16 protein-coding genes are annotated in these 16,359 nt (G+C 52.8%); 13 read left to right on the forward strand and 3 right to left on the reverse strand.

Annotation, left to right across the window (positions count from 1 at the left end; all coding sequences use genetic code 11):
* Positions 1-33: 33 nt before the first annotated feature.
* Positions 34-2,169 carry an intracellular growth attenuator protein IgaA gene (igaA, locus tag OGY68_RS04670; RefSeq protein WP_032945218.1) on the reverse strand — a complete coding sequence of 712 codons (2,136 nt, stop codon included), beginning with the start codon at positions 2,167-2,169 and terminating at the stop codon, positions 34-36.
* Positions 2,170-2,491: 322 nt separating this feature from the next.
* On the opposite strand from igaA, the gene nudE reads away from it, so the two are divergent.
* On the forward strand, positions 2,492-3,052 hold the full coding sequence (gene nudE / locus OGY68_RS04675; RefSeq protein WP_048236942.1) for an ADP compounds hydrolase NudE: 561 nt from the start codon (positions 2,492-2,494) through the stop codon (positions 3,050-3,052).
* Positions 3,053-3,157: 105 nt separating this feature from the next.
* Here the strand turns inward: nudE and mrcA are convergent, their stop codons facing one another.
* The gene (gene mrcA / locus OGY68_RS04680; protein WP_003827669.1) at positions 3,158-5,710 is read right to left on the reverse strand and encodes a peptidoglycan glycosyltransferase/peptidoglycan DD-transpeptidase MrcA; all 2,553 of its coding nucleotides are present in this window, start codon (positions 5,708-5,710) and stop codon (positions 3,158-3,160) included.
* A 120-nt stretch (positions 5,711-5,830) separates the two neighbouring features.
* Between mrcA and OGY68_RS04685 the strand changes: the two genes are divergently transcribed.
* The 12 genes from OGY68_RS04685 (at position 5,831) to trpS (ending at position 16,011) form a co-directional block, all read left to right on the forward strand.
* Positions 5,831-6,613, forward strand: coding sequence for a type IV pilus biogenesis protein PilM (locus OGY68_RS04685; protein ID WP_057067154.1), 783 nt, complete (start codon positions 5,831-5,833; stop codon positions 6,611-6,613).
* On the forward strand, positions 6,610-7,149 hold the full coding sequence (locus tag OGY68_RS04690) for a PilN domain-containing protein (RefSeq protein ID WP_048236940.1): 540 nt from the start codon (positions 6,610-6,612) through the stop codon (positions 7,147-7,149). Before OGY68_RS04685 ends, OGY68_RS04690 begins: the two co-directional genes overlap by 4 nt.
* Positions 7,133-7,588, forward strand: a complete 456-nt coding sequence (locus tag OGY68_RS04695) for a HofO family protein (RefSeq protein ID WP_032945211.1) — start codon at positions 7,133-7,135, stop codon at positions 7,586-7,588. Before OGY68_RS04690 ends, OGY68_RS04695 begins: the two co-directional genes overlap by 17 nt.
* Positions 7,578-7,991 carry a HofP DNA utilization family protein gene (locus OGY68_RS04700; RefSeq protein WP_057067153.1) on the forward strand — a complete coding sequence of 138 codons (414 nt, stop codon included), beginning with the start codon at positions 7,578-7,580 and terminating at the stop codon, positions 7,989-7,991. Before OGY68_RS04695 ends, OGY68_RS04700 begins: the two co-directional genes overlap by 11 nt.
* Positions 7,894-9,141 (forward strand): DNA uptake porin HofQ, encoded by a 1,248-nt coding sequence (hofQ, locus tag OGY68_RS04705; RefSeq protein WP_149607332.1) that lies wholly within the window; start codon positions 7,894-7,896, stop codon positions 9,139-9,141. The genes OGY68_RS04700 and hofQ overlap by 98 nt, the downstream gene beginning before the upstream one ends.
* A 404-nt stretch (positions 9,142-9,545) precedes the next feature.
* The gene (gene aroK / locus OGY68_RS04710) at positions 9,546-10,067 is read left to right on the forward strand and encodes a shikimate kinase AroK (RefSeq protein WP_003023552.1); all 522 of its coding nucleotides are present in this window, start codon (positions 9,546-9,548) and stop codon (positions 10,065-10,067) included.
* Between the two features lie 57 nt (positions 10,068-10,124).
* Positions 10,125-11,213 (forward strand): 3-dehydroquinate synthase, encoded by a 1,089-nt coding sequence (aroB, locus tag OGY68_RS04715; RefSeq protein WP_003827681.1) that lies wholly within the window; start codon positions 10,125-10,127, stop codon positions 11,211-11,213.
* Positions 11,214-11,309: 96 nt separating this feature from the next.
* Positions 11,310-12,614, forward strand: coding sequence for a cell division protein DamX (gene damX, locus OGY68_RS04720; protein WP_057067150.1), 1,305 nt, complete (start codon positions 11,310-11,312; stop codon positions 12,612-12,614).
* Positions 12,615-12,731: 117 nt separating this feature from the next.
* On the forward strand, positions 12,732-13,568 hold the full coding sequence (gene dam, locus OGY68_RS04725) for an adenine-specific DNA-methyltransferase (RefSeq protein ID WP_003827684.1): 837 nt from the start codon (positions 12,732-12,734) through the stop codon (positions 13,566-13,568).
* A 17-nt stretch (positions 13,569-13,585) separates the two neighbouring features.
* The gene (gene rpe, locus OGY68_RS04730) at positions 13,586-14,263 is read left to right on the forward strand and encodes a ribulose-phosphate 3-epimerase (RefSeq protein WP_003023561.1); all 678 of its coding nucleotides are present in this window, start codon (positions 13,586-13,588) and stop codon (positions 14,261-14,263) included.
* On the forward strand, positions 14,256-15,014 hold the full coding sequence (gph, locus tag OGY68_RS04735; RefSeq protein ID WP_003837920.1) for a phosphoglycolate phosphatase: 759 nt from the start codon (positions 14,256-14,258) through the stop codon (positions 15,012-15,014). The genes rpe and gph overlap by 8 nt, the downstream gene beginning before the upstream one ends.
* Entirely contained in the window at positions 15,007-16,011 is a 1,005-nt protein-coding gene (trpS, locus tag OGY68_RS04740) for a tryptophan--tRNA ligase (RefSeq protein WP_057067149.1), read from the forward strand. Before gph ends, trpS begins: the two co-directional genes overlap by 8 nt.
* 66 nt (positions 16,012-16,077) lie before the next feature.
* Here trpS and OGY68_RS04745 read toward each other — a convergent pair whose 3' ends face one another.
* Entirely contained in the window at positions 16,078-16,248 is a 171-nt protein-coding gene (locus OGY68_RS04745; protein ID WP_008786311.1) for a YhfL family protein, read from the reverse strand.
* Between the last annotated feature and the right edge of the window lie 111 nt (positions 16,249-16,359).

Genomic DNA, 16,359 nt, shown 5'->3' on the forward strand with positions numbered 1-16,359 from the left:
CGACAGGGTAGCATATCCTGTCGCGCGAGCGTGTTATCGAATCAGGCTTTCCGGGTTGTCAATCAGTGTTGGATTCAGACAACTTTCGTAGTAGCTCTGAATTTCCGCGATGCGGGTGCGGTGACGCTGGTAGCGTCTGAATGCCTGTATGCTGTTGTAGATAGCGCATCCGAGCATGGAGAACATCAGCAGCGTCGTGCCAAGGTAGCGCCATAATCCTGAACGATCCGGGATACGGTGCAGTCCAATGTGCTGGGTGCCATTGGCGTCAGTCGAAATATTGGTGACGATCCCCTCCGCGCGAAACGGCGTCTGCATTAGCATCTGTGCCAGGCGCTGGAAGGCGTTCCACTGTTCCTGGGGAGGATAGTCATATAGCGAGGTCGTCGGCCACGGCTGATCGACCAGATCGCTGCCTTCATCACTGATAATCAGGAAACCGCCAGGGGCAGGGCTATTCAGCGCCTGGGCTGCTCGCGCAGTCTCGCGTGAAATAAACGGTGCCGTAGAGGTATTTACCAGATTATCCAGTGACTCTGCGCTTACCGGACGCAGCAGCACGTTCACGCCATCCAGTTTGCCTGCGTTTGCTCGCTTCACCAGCGCGGCCCAGTCTTTACTGTTACCGAGGTTAACCAGTGCATTTTTTAAGCGCACACATTCATCTTTGGCTGCACACAGATCGGCCGTTTTCAGGACAATCTCACCAAAATCGTCCAGTAATACCATGCCGGACTTTTGGATTGCTGAGCGTAGCGATGCGCTGACGCGAGAGTCATCGTCAGGTTTGGGATGCAGCTGACGGCTCACTGCCTGCGTGAGGGCGGTAGCCTTATTCACCAGGTCAGACTCAGGCAGCGGCAATGCGCGCGCGTCATTCCAGATAATTTGCGAGCAATCGAAAGGCATAAACGGCGTGGCAGGCTGCGCATTCCAGCTTCCTTGGGTATGAATGTTACACATACCCGTACCACTCAGGTGCAGCGTGTCACCCACGCGAACGCCCGCGTTTTCGAGCTGTTTAACGCTGGTGGCTTCGATAGTTTGCGCGCCCTTCATCCAGGAGAGCGTGACCTTTATTGGCATATCCAGCGGGATCCAAAACAGCAGCATCAGCAGTACCAGTAACGAGCCGCCTGCGATGACGGCGTTGCGCAGCCAGTGCTGTAACGGGAAGTTTTTCACTTCATCGTGCAGAGATAAAAAACGCCCCTGGCGGGCAACGTGGCGATCGAGATAAATATCGATATCCGTTTGCTGGCCAAGGTCTTGGGCGATGTAAGGTTGCCAGTGAGGTGGGTAGATCAGATCAATAATACCCAGCGAGATATTATTAATTTGTTCCTGGTCGTTTTCGCCAAATAACCCCCAGCGACGTGGCGTACCGCGCAGACAATGAATTTCCCGCAGGGCGCTTTTGGACGGCGGGGCGAACAATCCCCACAGACCCGCAGCTAACAGCAACACCGCGCCACCAACTGCCCACGGAACAAACGTATTCGGGATAACCAAACAGAAAAAGAACAGCAGGAATGAGGCGGTTATCAGTAACGCCTCGCGCAATCCCGAAGGGCGGCTGAGCGCATATTCTTCATGGGTTTCCTGGCGAATATTCAGCAGTTCAATCTGCTCACTTTCTTCACCACGAATGGACGCCTGGGTAGAAGCGGTGTGCTGTAACGCATAACCTCGCGCTTCCTGCATATATTCCTGCAGCGTATGGCCGTTCAACGAGATAACCAGCGGTATCGTATTGGTGTGGATTATCTCAACGCTGTTTTCGTCGTTGATGTATTGTTCCCAGAAAGGGGGAAGATGTACCTCAACGGAATCAAGATAGTAGCGCCATTTGTTAGGATCGTCGGTGGTAATGCCGTAACGTGTAATCGAACGAGTAAGCACGATGACGCTATTACTTTGGGCATTCAACGTTAATGAGACCGGTGCAGCACTGGCTCCTGTGGGACCGGGTACTTGCTGAATTTGACTAAGGCTTTCGAGATAGTTTTCGACTGCGCTGCGTTCTTCAGGTGTGAGTTTACGTTTCGAGGCGTCTGAGAAGACGCTGCTCAAGGGTAAATTTTTCTGCCTGGATTTTGATTTGAGTAGCCATCCTGCAAGCAATGAGCAGGCCAGCAAAGCAGCTAAAAAAATCAGAATGGTGCTCATGCTTTCCCCATCTTACTTAGTCTGTCAGGCGTGGTCAGTCGCACCCTGTTCAATATTCGTGATTCTGTGGTTGGCTATCGGCAAGTGTGGAGTCGAACTTGAGCATCTTTAAGTACAGCCCAGTAAATGCGAATCATAGCAAAATCACCAAAAATGGAATATCAGCAAATTCCTGGAGTTATTTCAACCTATTGACTTTTAATTTGAAATAGGGATTAACTTTTAGTACGTTACATAAATGTAAATAAACGGCAATTCACATTGCCGAAACCGTGCGGTATATCGCACAATAACCCCAGATTTCACAGCAAAGATCCTCACAATGAGCAAATCATTACAGAAACCCACGATTTTGAAAGTGGAAACCATCGCCCAATCCCGGCTGTTTAAGGTCGAAAGCGTGGACCTTGAGTTCAGCAATGGCGTACGCCGCGTTTATGAACGTATGCGTCCATCCACGCGTGAAGCGGTAATGATTGTGCCGATTGTTGACGACCATCTGATCCTTATTCGCGAATACGCGGTCGGGACCGAGTCCTACGAACTGGGTTTTTCCAAGGGATTAATCGATCCTGGCGAAAGCGTGTTTGAGGCGGCGAATCGGGAGCTGAAAGAAGAGGTGGGGTTTGGCGCAAAAGATCTGACGTTTTTAAAGAAACTCAGCATGGCGCCATCTTATTTCTCCAGCAAGATGAACATCGTGGTGGCAGAGGACTTATATCCTGAATCGCTGGAGGGTGATGAACCTGAGCCATTACCGCAGGTGCGCTGGCCGCTGGCGCATTTGATGGACCTGCTGGAAGACCCTGATTTTCACGAAGCGCGTAATGTCAGTGCGCTGTTCCTCGTACGCGAATGGCTGAAAGGGCAGGGACGGCTTTAATTACGATTGCCAACTGATACCTTATCCAGCCTACAAAATTCCGGAAGATCAAATAATTGTACCGAAATTGTAGGCCGGATAAGCGAAGCGCCATCCGGCAATCGATCAGAACAGTTCGTGTGTCTCACCATTATCGATAATGGTTGTCCCCACCTCATGCACCGCCTGTTGCGTCGGCTGAGTGCCTTCAATGAAGTACTCTGCGCGGCTATTGCCACCGCTCGCCAGTTGTCCTGTGCTGCGATCGATATTGACCGTCACGATACCCGGCGGTGGCGTCAGCGGCTGTTCAGGCACACCTTCCAGCACGGATTTCATGTAAGCATCCCATGCAGGCTGCGCACTCTTCGCACCGCCTTCGTAGCCGGAGATTTGGTCTTTGATCGCGCCGGAAGCCGTTGTATGACCAAGGTTGCGGCGATGGTCATCAAAGCCGATCCATACCGACGTTACTACCCCTGGTCCGTAACCGGAGAACCACGCATCTTTAGAGCTGTTGGTAGTCCCGGTTTTCCCGCCGATATCATGACGCTGTAAATCGCGACCTGCGCGCCAACCGGTTCCCATCCAGCCTGGTTCACCAAAGATATTGGTGTTCAGCGCGCTTTTTATCAGGAAGGCCAGCGGCGTGTTGATCACGTGCGGAGCGTACTCTTGTGTTCCGCTTTGCGCGACCAGTGCCTGGTTCGCCTGCTCAAGCTGCGGCATAGGCACGGCGGCATTCTGCTGTTCCTGCGAGACGGCGACATCTTCTACGTTACTGTTTTCCAGCACGTTAGATTTCTGGGTATCGCCGTAAATCACCGGAATATCGCATTCCGGGCAGGCAATTTTTGGCTTCGCTTCGAAGATAACGCCGCCCATATCGCTTTCGATCTTACTGATGAAATACGGATCGACCAGGAAGCCTCCGTTAGACATCACCGCGTAACCGCGCGCCACCTGCAACGGCGTGAACGAAGCCGAACCCAGCGCCAGTGACTCGGTATGCACAATGTTCTGTGCCGGGAAACCGAAACGTTGCAGATACTCTGCCGCGTAATCCACGCCCATAGCGCGCATGGCGCGTACCATCACCACGTTTTTCGACTGACCCAGCCCCTGACGTAAGCGGATAGGACCGGCGTACTGCGGCGGGGAGTTCTTCGGCTGCCAGTCGGAACCAGCACCGGCATCCCAGCGGGAGATTGGCACGTCGTTGAGCATGCTCGCCAGCGTCAGACCTTTATCCATTGCGGCGGTATACAGGAATGGCTTGATGTTGGAGCCCACCTGGCGTAACGCCTGGGTTGCACGGTTAAACTTGCTCTGGTTGAAGTCAAAACCACCAACCAGCGCCAGCACCGCGCCGTTTTGCGGATTGATGGAGACCAGGGCGGAGTTGACGTCCGGCACTTGCGCCAGCCACCAGGCATCTCCCACCTGGCGTACCCAGATTTGCTGGCCAGTCTGTACTACGTCAGTCACTTTACGCGGCGTTGGGCCTTGTTGAGTATCCGAACGGTAAGGACGCGCCCAGCGCATACCATCCATCCGTAATGACACTGATGTACCATCCGCCAGCGCGGCAATGGCTTCCTGTGGATTGGCGCTGGTAACAACCGCCGGCAGCAGGGGGCCATAAGTCGGCAGCGCTTTCAGCGTATCGGTAATTTTCTTGCTGTCCCAACTGCTTTCGCCCACTTTCCACAGCACGTTCGACGGGCCGCGGTAGCCGTGGCGCATGTCGTAATCCATCACGTTGTTACGTACTGCCTGCTGAGCTGCCTGCTGTACTTTGCGCGTAATGGTGGTGGTGATGCGATACCCGTCTTCATAGGCTTTCTCGCCATAACGGTTATACATCTCCTGGCGCACCATTTCAGACAGATACGGTGCAGAGAAAGCGATTTCCGGCGCGTGGTAGTTAGCGTCAATGGCCTCGCCGCGCGCCTGATCGTACTGGGCCTGCGTGATGTAGTTTTCGCTCAACATACGCGACAGTACAACGTTACGTCGCGCGGTTGCACGGTCCATCGAATAGAGCGGGTTGAAGGTTGACGGCGCTTTTGGCAGACCGGCAATCACCGCAATTTCACTTAAGCTGAGTTGATCCACCGTCTTACCGAAATAGACCTGCGCGGCAGCACCCACGCCATAGGCGCGATACCCCAGATAGATCTTGTTCAGATACAGTTCGAGGATCTCATCTTTACTCAGCAGTTGTTCAATGCGGATCGCCAAGAACACTTCTTTGATCTTACGCATCAGCGTACGTTCCGGGCTCAGGAAGAAGTTTCTCGCCAACTGTTGGGTAATGGTACTCGCCCCTTGCGACGCGTGACCAGAGAACAATGCGACGCTGGCCGCACGGAAGATCCCCACCGGGTCTACCCCATGGTGCTCATAAAAGCGGCTGTCTTCTGTGGCGATAAAGGCTTTAACCATTACCGGCGGCATCTGATCCAGCGTGACCGGGATTCGACGTTTCTCGCCATATTGCGCGATTAGCTCGCCGTCAGCGCTGTAAACCTGCATCGGGATCTGTAAACGCACATCTTTGAGCGTCGCGACGTCAGGTAATTGCGGCTCGATATAGCGATAAAGGCCATAAATCGAGCCTGCTCCCAGCAGGATGCAACATACTGCAAGGATTAATAAATACTTTACGAACTTCACTGGAGATTTCCCATTTAGTGGCATTTGGGCAGTTTATAAACAAACGCGCGGTAGTATAAAGGCAAGCCAGACGCATTGATATACCCGTTAAAGCGACGGGTGATAAGGAGATCATCAGCAATGGCTTTCAATATCTGGAAAATTGGTCTGCATATTCAGCAACATGAAGCGCTGGCTGTCGCTATCGTTCGTGAAGCATCAGGTTGGTATCTGCAACGCTGGTGGCGTATACCGCTGGCGCCTCAGGTTATCGTCGATGGCCACATTCGCGAGCCTGAACAGCTGGTCGCCGCGCTGCTGCCGTGGAGCCGGGAGCTTCCTCGCCGACACCATATTCATCTCTCTTTTCCCGCCAACAGGACGTTACAAAAAAAGTTTCCTCGTCCGACAATGACGTTACGCGAGCCAGAGCAAACCGCATGGTTGTCCGGTTCGATGGCGCGTGAACTCGATATGGCGCCGGATGCGCTGCATTTTGATTATAGCGAAGACACGTTGAGCCCGGCATTTAACGTCACTGCTGCGCAAAGCAAAGAGATTTCAGCGCTTCTGACGCTTATCCAAACCCTGAAGGTGCAGGTTACGGCGATTACGCCGGATGCCAGCGCGTTACAGCGATTTATTCCCTTCTTGCCAGAACATCAGCAGTGTCTGGTATGGCGTGATGACGCCCAGTGGTTATGGGCGACCCGTTCGGTATGGGGACGTAAATCAACGGGCGATATTGGCAGTATCGATGAGCTTGCCACGACATTATCTCTGCCCACGACAGCCATTGCGCAATGCTTCCCTGGCGGCTTCGATCCTTTGAGCGCCGTGTCTGTACGCCAGCCGCCCATTCCAACGCAAAGTCATCACTTCGCCATTGCGCTGGGACTCGCTATGGGAGGCGCGTACCGATGATAGCGACCATTAATCTTCTGCCCTGGCGTCAGACTCGGCGTTACGCTTGCCTGCGCTTCTGGGGCATCTTATTTAGCGCTTCGCTACTGCTTAGTATTGGCGTGTTGTTGCGCAATTACAGCGTGTTGAGTGTAGAAAATCGGGCTGAATTGTTGCTGGCAGATGCCGAAAAGACGCGTGTCGAGGCCTTAATGGCGCTAAAGCCGCGTATGCAGCAGCGCCAGCAACGATGGCAACAGGTGCAGGCACGGAACAAACAGCGTGAGCAGACCCGAAGCTGGCAGTCGGTATTGCAAGAGCTGGCGGAATTACTGCCTGAGCAGGCGTGGTTAACAAAAATGACCTGGCAACAGGACACGCTGGAACTGACGGGAAACACGCTGAACTTTGCCGCGCTGAAGACTCTGGAAACGCAATTACGCCAGCGGCCATTATTTCAGTTGAGCAGCTCCGGTGAAACGCAGCAGGATGCGCAGGGACGCTGGCAATTCCACTATCGACTGACACGGAGCGGTGCGCATGATAACGCTCTGTGATGTCTGGTTAGCGCAGTCGCCGCGCTTTCGACTCATCTGCTGGTGCGGCTGGATGTTGGGGCTACTCATACTGGTGACGTTATGTCTTTATCCCGTAGCGCGGGAGCGGACGATGCAACGCGAGACGCTGGTCCAGCAACGGGCAGCTATTCAGATGCAATGGCGAGATGTCTATCTGCTGGCGGCATCACCAGCAGAGCCGGAAGAGAAACTGACCCTGTTCTCTCCACTACTGTTTCAGACTTCACTTACTCGTCTTATCCACTGGCAACCCTCTGCGCAAGGCGGAGAGATGGCGCTGATATCGGCCTGGGATGCTATCCCGCAGACGTTTGTCCAGTTGGCGGATCAGGGGATGAACGTCAGCCGATTTTCGCTTAGCGCAGAAGACACGGAGCTGCTGCTAACGCTACAGCTGGAGCGTCTGAATGACGGTTGAACGCTGGCTGTTGATATGCGTAAGCGTACTGATGCTCACCGGTATGCGTAATCCCTTCCTGCCGCCGGAGGACCGTTGCCAAATTGCTGAGCTGTCGACATGGCGTTTTCAGGGCATGGTGAGCCAGGGCACGCGACCCATTGGCATCGTTCAGGATAGCCAGAAAAAATGGCGGCGGGTTAAGCCAAATGACGTCCTGAAAAACGGTTGGACGATTACGCAGATAACGGCCCAGAACATAACCCTCGGCACAGAAAAAAACTGCGAACCGCCGCGGTGGCAGTGGCAACGACAAGGAGCGGTAAATGAAGCGATGGATAGCGTGGATAGTAATAGCGCTGGCGGTCGGGATAACGAGCGCACTGGCGACGAAACCGCAAAACGTGACGCTGGTGGTCGATGATGTGCCGGTTACGCAAGTATTGCAGGCGCTGGCTGAACAGGAACAGAAAAACCTGGTGGTTTCGCCAGATGTCAGCGGTGTGCTGTCGCTGCATTTGACGGATGTCCCCTGGAAGCAGGCATTGCAGACGGTGGTAAAAAGTGCCGGACTGGTATTACGCCAGGAGGGAAACATCCTGCATGTACATTCTGTTCAATGGCAGAGTGAAAATGCGGCCCGCCAGGACAATGAACAGGCGCGGATTCAGGCCAGTATGCCGCTGGAGCAGCGCAGCATTATTTTGCACTATGCCGATGCTGCCGAGCTGGCAAAAGCAGGAGAAAAGCTGCTCAGTGCCAAGGGAAGCATGACGGTGGATAAACGGACCAACCGCTTACTGCTGCGTGATAATAGCGTTGCGCTTAACACCCTGGAAAAGTGGGTATCGGAAATGGATTTGCCGGTTGCCCAGGTCGAACTGGCGGCGCATATCGTGACTATTAATGAAAAAAGTTTGCGCGAGCTGGGAGTGAAGTGGTCGCTGGCTGACGCACAACACTCGGGGGCGGTTGGGAATGTCACGACGCTCGCCAGCGACCTTTCTGTAGCCACCGCCACATCCCGTGTGGGATTTAACATTGGCCGTATTAACGGTCGTTTACTGGAACTGGAGTTGTCTGCGCTGGAGCAAAAACAGCAGTTGGATATCATCGCCAGTCCACGATTACTGGCATCTCACCTGCAACCTGCCAGTATTAAGCAGGGCAGTGAGATCCCTTATCAGGTCTCCAGCGGTGAAAGCGGTGCGACATCCGTCGAGTTCAAGGAAGCGGTACTGGGGATGGAGGTAACACCAACGGTGTTGCAGAAAGGGAGAATCAGGCTGAAACTGCATATCAGCCAGAATGTTCCCGGACAGGTTCTACAGCAGGCAGATGGCGAAGTGCTGGCTATCGACAAGCAGGAGATTGAAACGCAGGTCGAGGTAAAAAGCGGCGAGACGATTGCGCTTGGCGGGATTTTTTCACATAAGAATAAATCCGCAGCCGACAGCGTGCCGCTATTAGGCGACATTCCCTGGCTTGGCTCTCTTTTTCGCCATGATGGTAAAGAAGACGAACGGCGCGAATTAGTGGTCTTTATTACGCCCAGACTGGTTTCAACGGAATAACTTATGCATGAAAAGCCGTTGTTTTTGCACTGAACACGTTTCAGGGATTTGACGTGAGGGTGTATTTAGCATACAAGGAGTACCGATTTGAGCGTCGGTACTTTTCTTTACTTATGCGGCAGTGAATACGCTTTGCCTTTCCGGTGGTGTGCCATAGGCTTATTGGGTGTCATTTGACTGCGCGATACGTCGCCAGGTCTGATGTTTGCAGGGTAGCATGCCTGCCACGACCAGAAATGCGTTAGGTTTGGTGATTTATTCAGTTGCCAAACCCGCTTGAGTATTGAGATAATTTTCAGTCTGACTCTCGCAATATCTTATGAGGTTTCAGTTCATGTCCTGCTGCGCTGGGTGTCTGCGAAGCGGGTTTACCATTAACGAATAGTCTTAGTAGTACCGAAAAAATGGCAGAGAAACGCAATATCTTTCTGGTTGGGCCTATGGGTGCCGGAAAAAGCACTATTGGGCGCCAGTTAGCTCAACAACTCAATATGGAATTTTACGATTCTGATCAAGAGATTGAGAAACGAACCGGAGCTGATGTGGGCTGGGTCTTCGATGTAGAAGGTGAAGACGGCTTCCGTGATCGCGAAGAAAAAGTCATCAACGAGTTGACGGAAAAACAGGGTATTGTGCTGGCAACTGGCGGTGGCTCTGTAAAATCACGTGAAACACGTAACCGTCTTTCCGCGCGTGGCGTCGTGGTCTATCTTGAAACGACAATTGAAAAACAACTTGCACGTACTCAACGTGACAAGAAACGCCCGCTGCTGCAGGTAGAATCACCGCCTCGTGAAGTTCTGGAAGCGTTGGCTGACGAACGCAATCCTCTGTACGAAGAGATTGCTGACGTGACCATTCGCACCGACGATCAGAGCGCAAAAGTCGTAGCAAACCAGATTATTCATATGTTGGAAAGCAACTAATTCTGGCTGAATACACACTCGTCTGCGGGTACAAGTAACTAAGGTGGATGTCGCGTAATGGAGAGGATCACAGTCACTCTCGGGGAACGTAGTTACCCTATCACCATCGCGGCTGGTTTGTTCAATGAGCCAGCTTCATTCTTACCGCTGAAATCGGGCGATCAGGTTATGTTGGTGACCAACGAAACCCTGGCTCCCCTTTATCTCGATAAGGTTCGCGGCGTACTTGAACAGGCGGGTGTTAACGTTGATAGCGTTATCCTTCCCGATGGCGAGCAGTATAAAAGCCTGACGGTTCTGGATACGGTTTTCACCGCGTTACTGCAAAAACCGCACGGTCGTGATACCACGTTAGTTGCCCTTGGCGGCGGCGTGATTGGCGATCTGACCGGTTTTGCGGCAGCCAGCTATCAACGTGGTGTTCGTTTTATTCAAGTCCCGACAACTCTGTTGTCGCAGGTCGACTCCTCCGTTGGCGGCAAAACCGCCGTAAACCATCCCCTCGGTAAAAACATGATTGGCGCGTTTTACCAACCGGCCTCCGTGGTGGTGGATCTCGATTGTCTGAAAACGCTTCCTGCGCGTGAGCTGGCATCGGGGCTGGCGGAAGTGATCAAATACGGCATCATTCTTGACGGCGAATTTTTCAGCTGGCTGGAAGACAATCTGGATGCGTTACTGCGTCTGGATGGTCCGGCAATGGCGTACTGTATCCGTCGTTGTTGTGAGCTGAAAGCAGAAGTTGTCGCAGCAGACGAGCGTGAAATGGGCTTACGTGCTTTACTGAATCTGGGACACACGTTTGGCCATGCGATCGAAGCTGAAATGGGTTATGGCAATTGGTTACATGGTGAAGCAGTCGCAGCAGGTATGGTAATGGCTGCCCGTACGTCAGAACGTTTGGGTCAGTTCACCTCCGCTGATACGCAGCGCATCATTACGCTGTTACAGCGAGCTGGCTTACCGGTGAATGGGCCGCGTGAAATGTCCACCGAGGCTTATCTGCCGCACATGCTGCGAGATAAAAAAGTGTTAGCGGGAGAGATTCGTTTGGTGCTTCCGCGAGCGATAGGGAAGAGTGAAGTGCGCGGCGGAGTGTCGCACGAGGTGGTTCTTAACGCTATTGCTGATTGCCAGCAGGCGTAACAACAAGAAAGGTCAGGCTTACGTTGCGAAACGTAGGTCTTTTAGCTTCAGGTTATGTGCAAAGTCGTAAGCATTAACCTTTGAGTGGGGTGTTAAATGGATGAATTCAAACCAGAAGACGAGCTGAAACCCGATCCCAGCGATCGTCGTACTGGTCGTTCTCGTCAATCGTCTGAACGCGATAATGAGCCGCAAATCAATTTTGATGATGTTGATCTGGATGCTGACGATCGCCGTCCTGCACGTGCACGCAAAGAGCGTGAAGAAGAGCAGGACATTGAAGAAGAGTATGAATCTGATGACGATGCCGTGGATGAAGAGCGTGTAGAACGTCGTCCGCGCAAGCGTAAGAAAGCCGCCAGCAAGCCTGCCTCCCGCCAATATATGATGATGGGTGTGGGTGTTCTGGTACTGCTGCTGCTGATTATCGGCATTGGTTCTGCGCTGAAAGCCCCCTCATCTTCTTCCAATGAGCAGGCAGCATCTGGTGAGAAGAGCATCGATCTTTCTGGCAGCAATGCAACGGATCAGGCGAGCGCAACGGCTCCTGCAACGGGCACTGAGCAGACCGCTGGCAATACCCAGCAAGATGTTTCCCTGCCACCGATTTCCTCTACCCCGACTCAAGGTCAGGCACCTGCGGCAACCGAAGGCCAGCAGCGTGTTGAAGTGCAGGGCGATTTGAACAATGCTCTGACACAACCGCAGGGTCAGGAGCAGGTTAACAACGCCGCGGTTAACTCTACGTTGCCGACCGAACCTGCGACCGTTGCGCCGATGCGTAATGGTAATGCTGCGCGCCAGACGGCGAAAACGGAAACGACTGAGCGTCCTGCTGCTACGCGCCAGGAACGTAAACAGGCCGTTATTGAGCCGAAGAGCAAACCGCAAACTACGGTGAAAGCGACGCCGACAGAGCCGAAACCTGTTGCTCAGGCAAAACCAACCGTAACTGCTACCGCGCCGACCACCACAACTAAAGCACCTGTGGTAACCGCTACGCCGAAAGCGACCGCTGAGCCGAAAGCAACTGCGACGCCAACGCAGACCGCAACGCCTGCGCCAACGGCGACAGCAACAACGACAACGCCTGTTGCTGGCGGAGCGAAAAGTGCAGGTAATGTTGGAGCGTTAAAATCTGCGCCGTCCAGCCATTACACGCTGCAGCTCAGCAGTTCTTCTAACTACGACAACCTGAACGGTTGGGCGAAGAAAGAAAACCTGAAGAACTACGTGGTGTACCAGACGACGCGTAACGGTCAACCGTGGTATGTTCTGGTGACAGGCGTGTATGCGTCTAAAGAAGACGCGAAACGTGCAGTGTCTACGTTACCCGCTGATATTCAGGCGAAAAACCCGTGGGCAAAACCGCTGCATCAGGTTCAGGCCGATTTGAAGTAAGATAGGATATGTTCTGCAATGGTTTGATGTTTCGCCCAATTGCGGGACAAAGACTAAAGCGCAGGATGCTGTCGGAGCTTTCTCCACAGCCGGAGAAGGTGTAATTAGTTAGTCAGCATGAAAAAAAATCGCGCTTTTTTGAAATGGGCAGGGGGGAAATACCCCCTGCTTGATGATATCAAACGGCATTTACCTCAGGGTGAGTGCCTGATTGAACCTTTCGTGGGTGCCGGGTCGGTGTTTCTCAACACCGACTTTTCTCGTTATATTCTTGCCGATATCAACAGCGACCTTATCAGTCTCTATAACATCGTGAAGACGCGTACCGATGAGTATGTGCAGGCTTCGCGTGAGCTGTTTATGCCTGAAACCAATCAGGCTGAGGTGTACTATCGGTTCAGAGAAGAATTTAATGCCAGCGAGGATCCGTTCCGCAGAGCAGTGCTGTTCTTGTATCTGAACCGCTTTGGTTACAACGGATTGTGCCGCTATAACCTGCGCGGCGAGTTTAACGTCCCGTTTGGGCGTTATAAAAAACCTTACTTCCCGGAAGCCGAGTTGTACCATTTTGCTGAGAAAGCGCAGAATGCGGAGTTCCATTGCCTCTCCTATGAAGAGTGCATGAACCGTGCGGATAGCAACTCTGTGGTCTATTGTGACCCGCCTTATGCACCACTTTCGGCGACGGCAAATTTCACTGCGTATCACACCAACAGCTTTAGCCCGAAAGAGCAGGCGCATTTGGCCGAGATGGCAGAAAAGCTGGTCAGTAAGCAGATCCCGGTGTTAATTTCGAACCACGATACGCCCGATACCCGTGAATGGTACCGAGCGGCGAAACATTTTCAGGTCAAAGTGCGGCGCAGCATAAGCAGCAATGGCGGCACGCGTAAAAAGGTGAACGAACTGCTGGCACTGTATAAACCAGGAGTCGTAACGCCTGCGAAGAAATAAATCTCAAGGAGAAGCGGATGAAACAGTATTTGATCGCCCCCTCAATTCTGTCGGCTGATTTTGCCCGCCTGGGTGAGGACACCGCGAGAGCGCTGACTGCCGGTGCCGATGTCGTGCACTTCGACGTCATGGACAATCACTACGTACCGAACCTGACCATCGGCCCGATGGTACTGAAATCGCTGCGTAAATATGGCATCACCGCCCCGATTGATGTTCACCTGATGGTGAAACCGGTCGATCGTATTGTCCCGGACTTCGCCGCCGCTGGCGCCAGCATCATTACTTTTCATCCGGAAGCCTCCGAACATGTCGATCGCACTTTACAGCTGATCAAAGAGCATGGCTGTAAAGCGGGCCTGGTGTTCAACCCGGCAACACCGCTGAGCTATCTGGACTACGTCATGGATAAGCTCGATGTGATCCTGCTGATGTCCGTTAACCCAGGCTTTGGCGGACAGTCCTTCATCCCACAAACGCTGGATAAGCTGCGCGAAGTGCGTCGTCGTATTGATGAATCTGGCTACGATATCCGCCTCGAAGTGGACGGTGGCGTCAAAGTGAATAACATTGGTGAAATTGCCGCGGCAGGCGCAGATATGTTTGTCGCAGGCTCCGCCATTTTCGACCAACCAGACTACAAAAAAGTCATTGATGAAATGCGCAATGAACTGGCGAAGGTAAGTCATGGATAAGTTTCAGGATATTCGGGGCGCTGCATTTGACCTCGACGGCACGCTGGTCGACAGCGCGCCGGGATTAGCCGCAGCGGTGGACATGGCGCTGTATGCGCTGGAACTGCCGGTTGCCGGAGAAGAACGCGTTATCACCTGGATTGGTAACGGTGCAGATGTGCTGATGGAGCGCGCGCTGGCGTGGTCCCGTCAGGAGCGCGCAACATTACGTAAAACGATGGGTAAACCGCCCGTTGATGATGATATTCCCGCCGAGGAGCAGGTACGTATTTTGCGTAAGCTGTTCGACAGATACTACGGCGATGTCGCAGAAGAGGGGACATTCCTGTTCCCTGATGTTGCCGACACGCTGGGCGCGCTGCATGCGAAAGGATTGCCGCTGGGTCTGGTGACCAACAAACCGACCCCGTTTGTCGCGCCATTGCTCGAAGCATTAGATATCGCCAAGTACTTTAGCGTGGTCATCGGTGGTGACGACGTGCAGAATAAAAAACCGCATCCGGATCCGCTGCTGCTGGTGGCAAGTAAGCTTGGCATCAAGCCTGAGCAAATGCTCTTCGTAGGGGATTCACGCAATGATATTCAGGCGGCAAAAGCTGCTGGCTGTCCGTCCGTTGGCCTGACCTATGGCTACAACTACGGCGAGTCGATCGCGCTGAGTCAGCCCGACGTTATTTACGACCGTATTAATGAACTACTGCCCGCTCTCGGGCTTCCGCATAGCGAAAATCAGGAATCAAAAAATGACTAAGCCCATCGTTTTTAGTGGCGCACAGCCCTCAGGTGAATTGACCATTGGCAACTATATGGGTGCGCTGCGTCAGTGGGTGAGCATGCAGGATGACTACCATTGCATCTACTGCATCGTTGACCAACATGCCATCACCGTTCGTCAGGATGCTCAGCAGCTGCGTAAAGCAACGCTCGATACGCTGGCGCTGTATCTGGCATGCGGTATCGATCCTGAAAAAAGCACCATTTTCGTGCAGTCTCACGTACCGGAGCATGCACAGTTAGGTTGGGCGCTGAACTGCTACACCTACTTCGGCGAGCTGAGCCGTATGACCCAGTTCAAAGATAAATCCGCGCGCTATGCGGAGAACATCAACGCCGGTCTGTTTGATTATCCGGTACTGATGGCGGCAGACATCCTGCTGTATCAGACCAACCAGGTACCGGTTGGCGAAGATCAGAAACAGCATCTGGAACTGAGCCGCGATATCGCCCAACGCTTTAACGCTCTGTATGGCGACATCTTCAAAGTGCCTGAGCCGTTCATTCCTAAATCCGGCGCGCGCGTGATGTCGCTGCTGGAGCCGACGAAGAAAATGTCCAAGTCGGATGACAACCGCAACAACGTGATCGGCCTGCTGGAAGATCCGAAATCTGTGGTTAAGAAAATCAAACGAGCGATGACCGACTCCGAAGAGCCGCCGCTTGTACGCTACGACGTGCAGAACAAAGCGGGTGTTTCCAACCTGCTGGATATTCTCTCCGCTGTCACCGGTAAGAGCATTCCGGAGCTGGAACAGCACTTCGAAGGCAAAATGTATGGTCATCTGAAAGGTGAAGTCGCAGAGGCCGTTTCCGGTATGCTGACCGAGCTTCAGGAACGTTATCACCGTTTCCGTAACGATGAAGCTTTCCTGCAGAAAGTGATGAAAGAAGGTGCGGAAAAAGCCAGCGCCCGCGCATCTGTTACGCTGAAAGCCGTTTACGAAGCGATTGGTTTTGTCGCCAAGCCGTAATGCGCTCTGTGTTGTTAAAAAAACCGGGAAGTTCCCGGTTTTTTTGTATCTGCGCAATCGCTTCTATTACTGATTCGCAGCCGGGCCACAGCCACCAATAATTTTTGAAATCGAAATTGCTGGATGCAGGAAATAATCGTAGCTGCAGTTATTTTTTGTGTTTTCGATATGACCAGTGCACGCGGTCAGCGTAGCCAGAACACCAGCAACTAAGGTGATTTTTGCAAATTTAAACATGTCAAAATCCTTGTTAGATATCTATTTATAAATGGATGAAGTCCATTTTTCGCCGGATAAGATATCAACTAACATAAACTTTAAGTAGTCCAGAAAAGGACATGTCGCTTT

This window comes from Citrobacter sp. Cpo065 (assembly GCF_030332805.1).
In the GTDB taxonomy this organism is placed as follows: domain Bacteria; phylum Pseudomonadota; class Gammaproteobacteria; order Enterobacterales; family Enterobacteriaceae; genus Citrobacter; species Citrobacter portucalensis.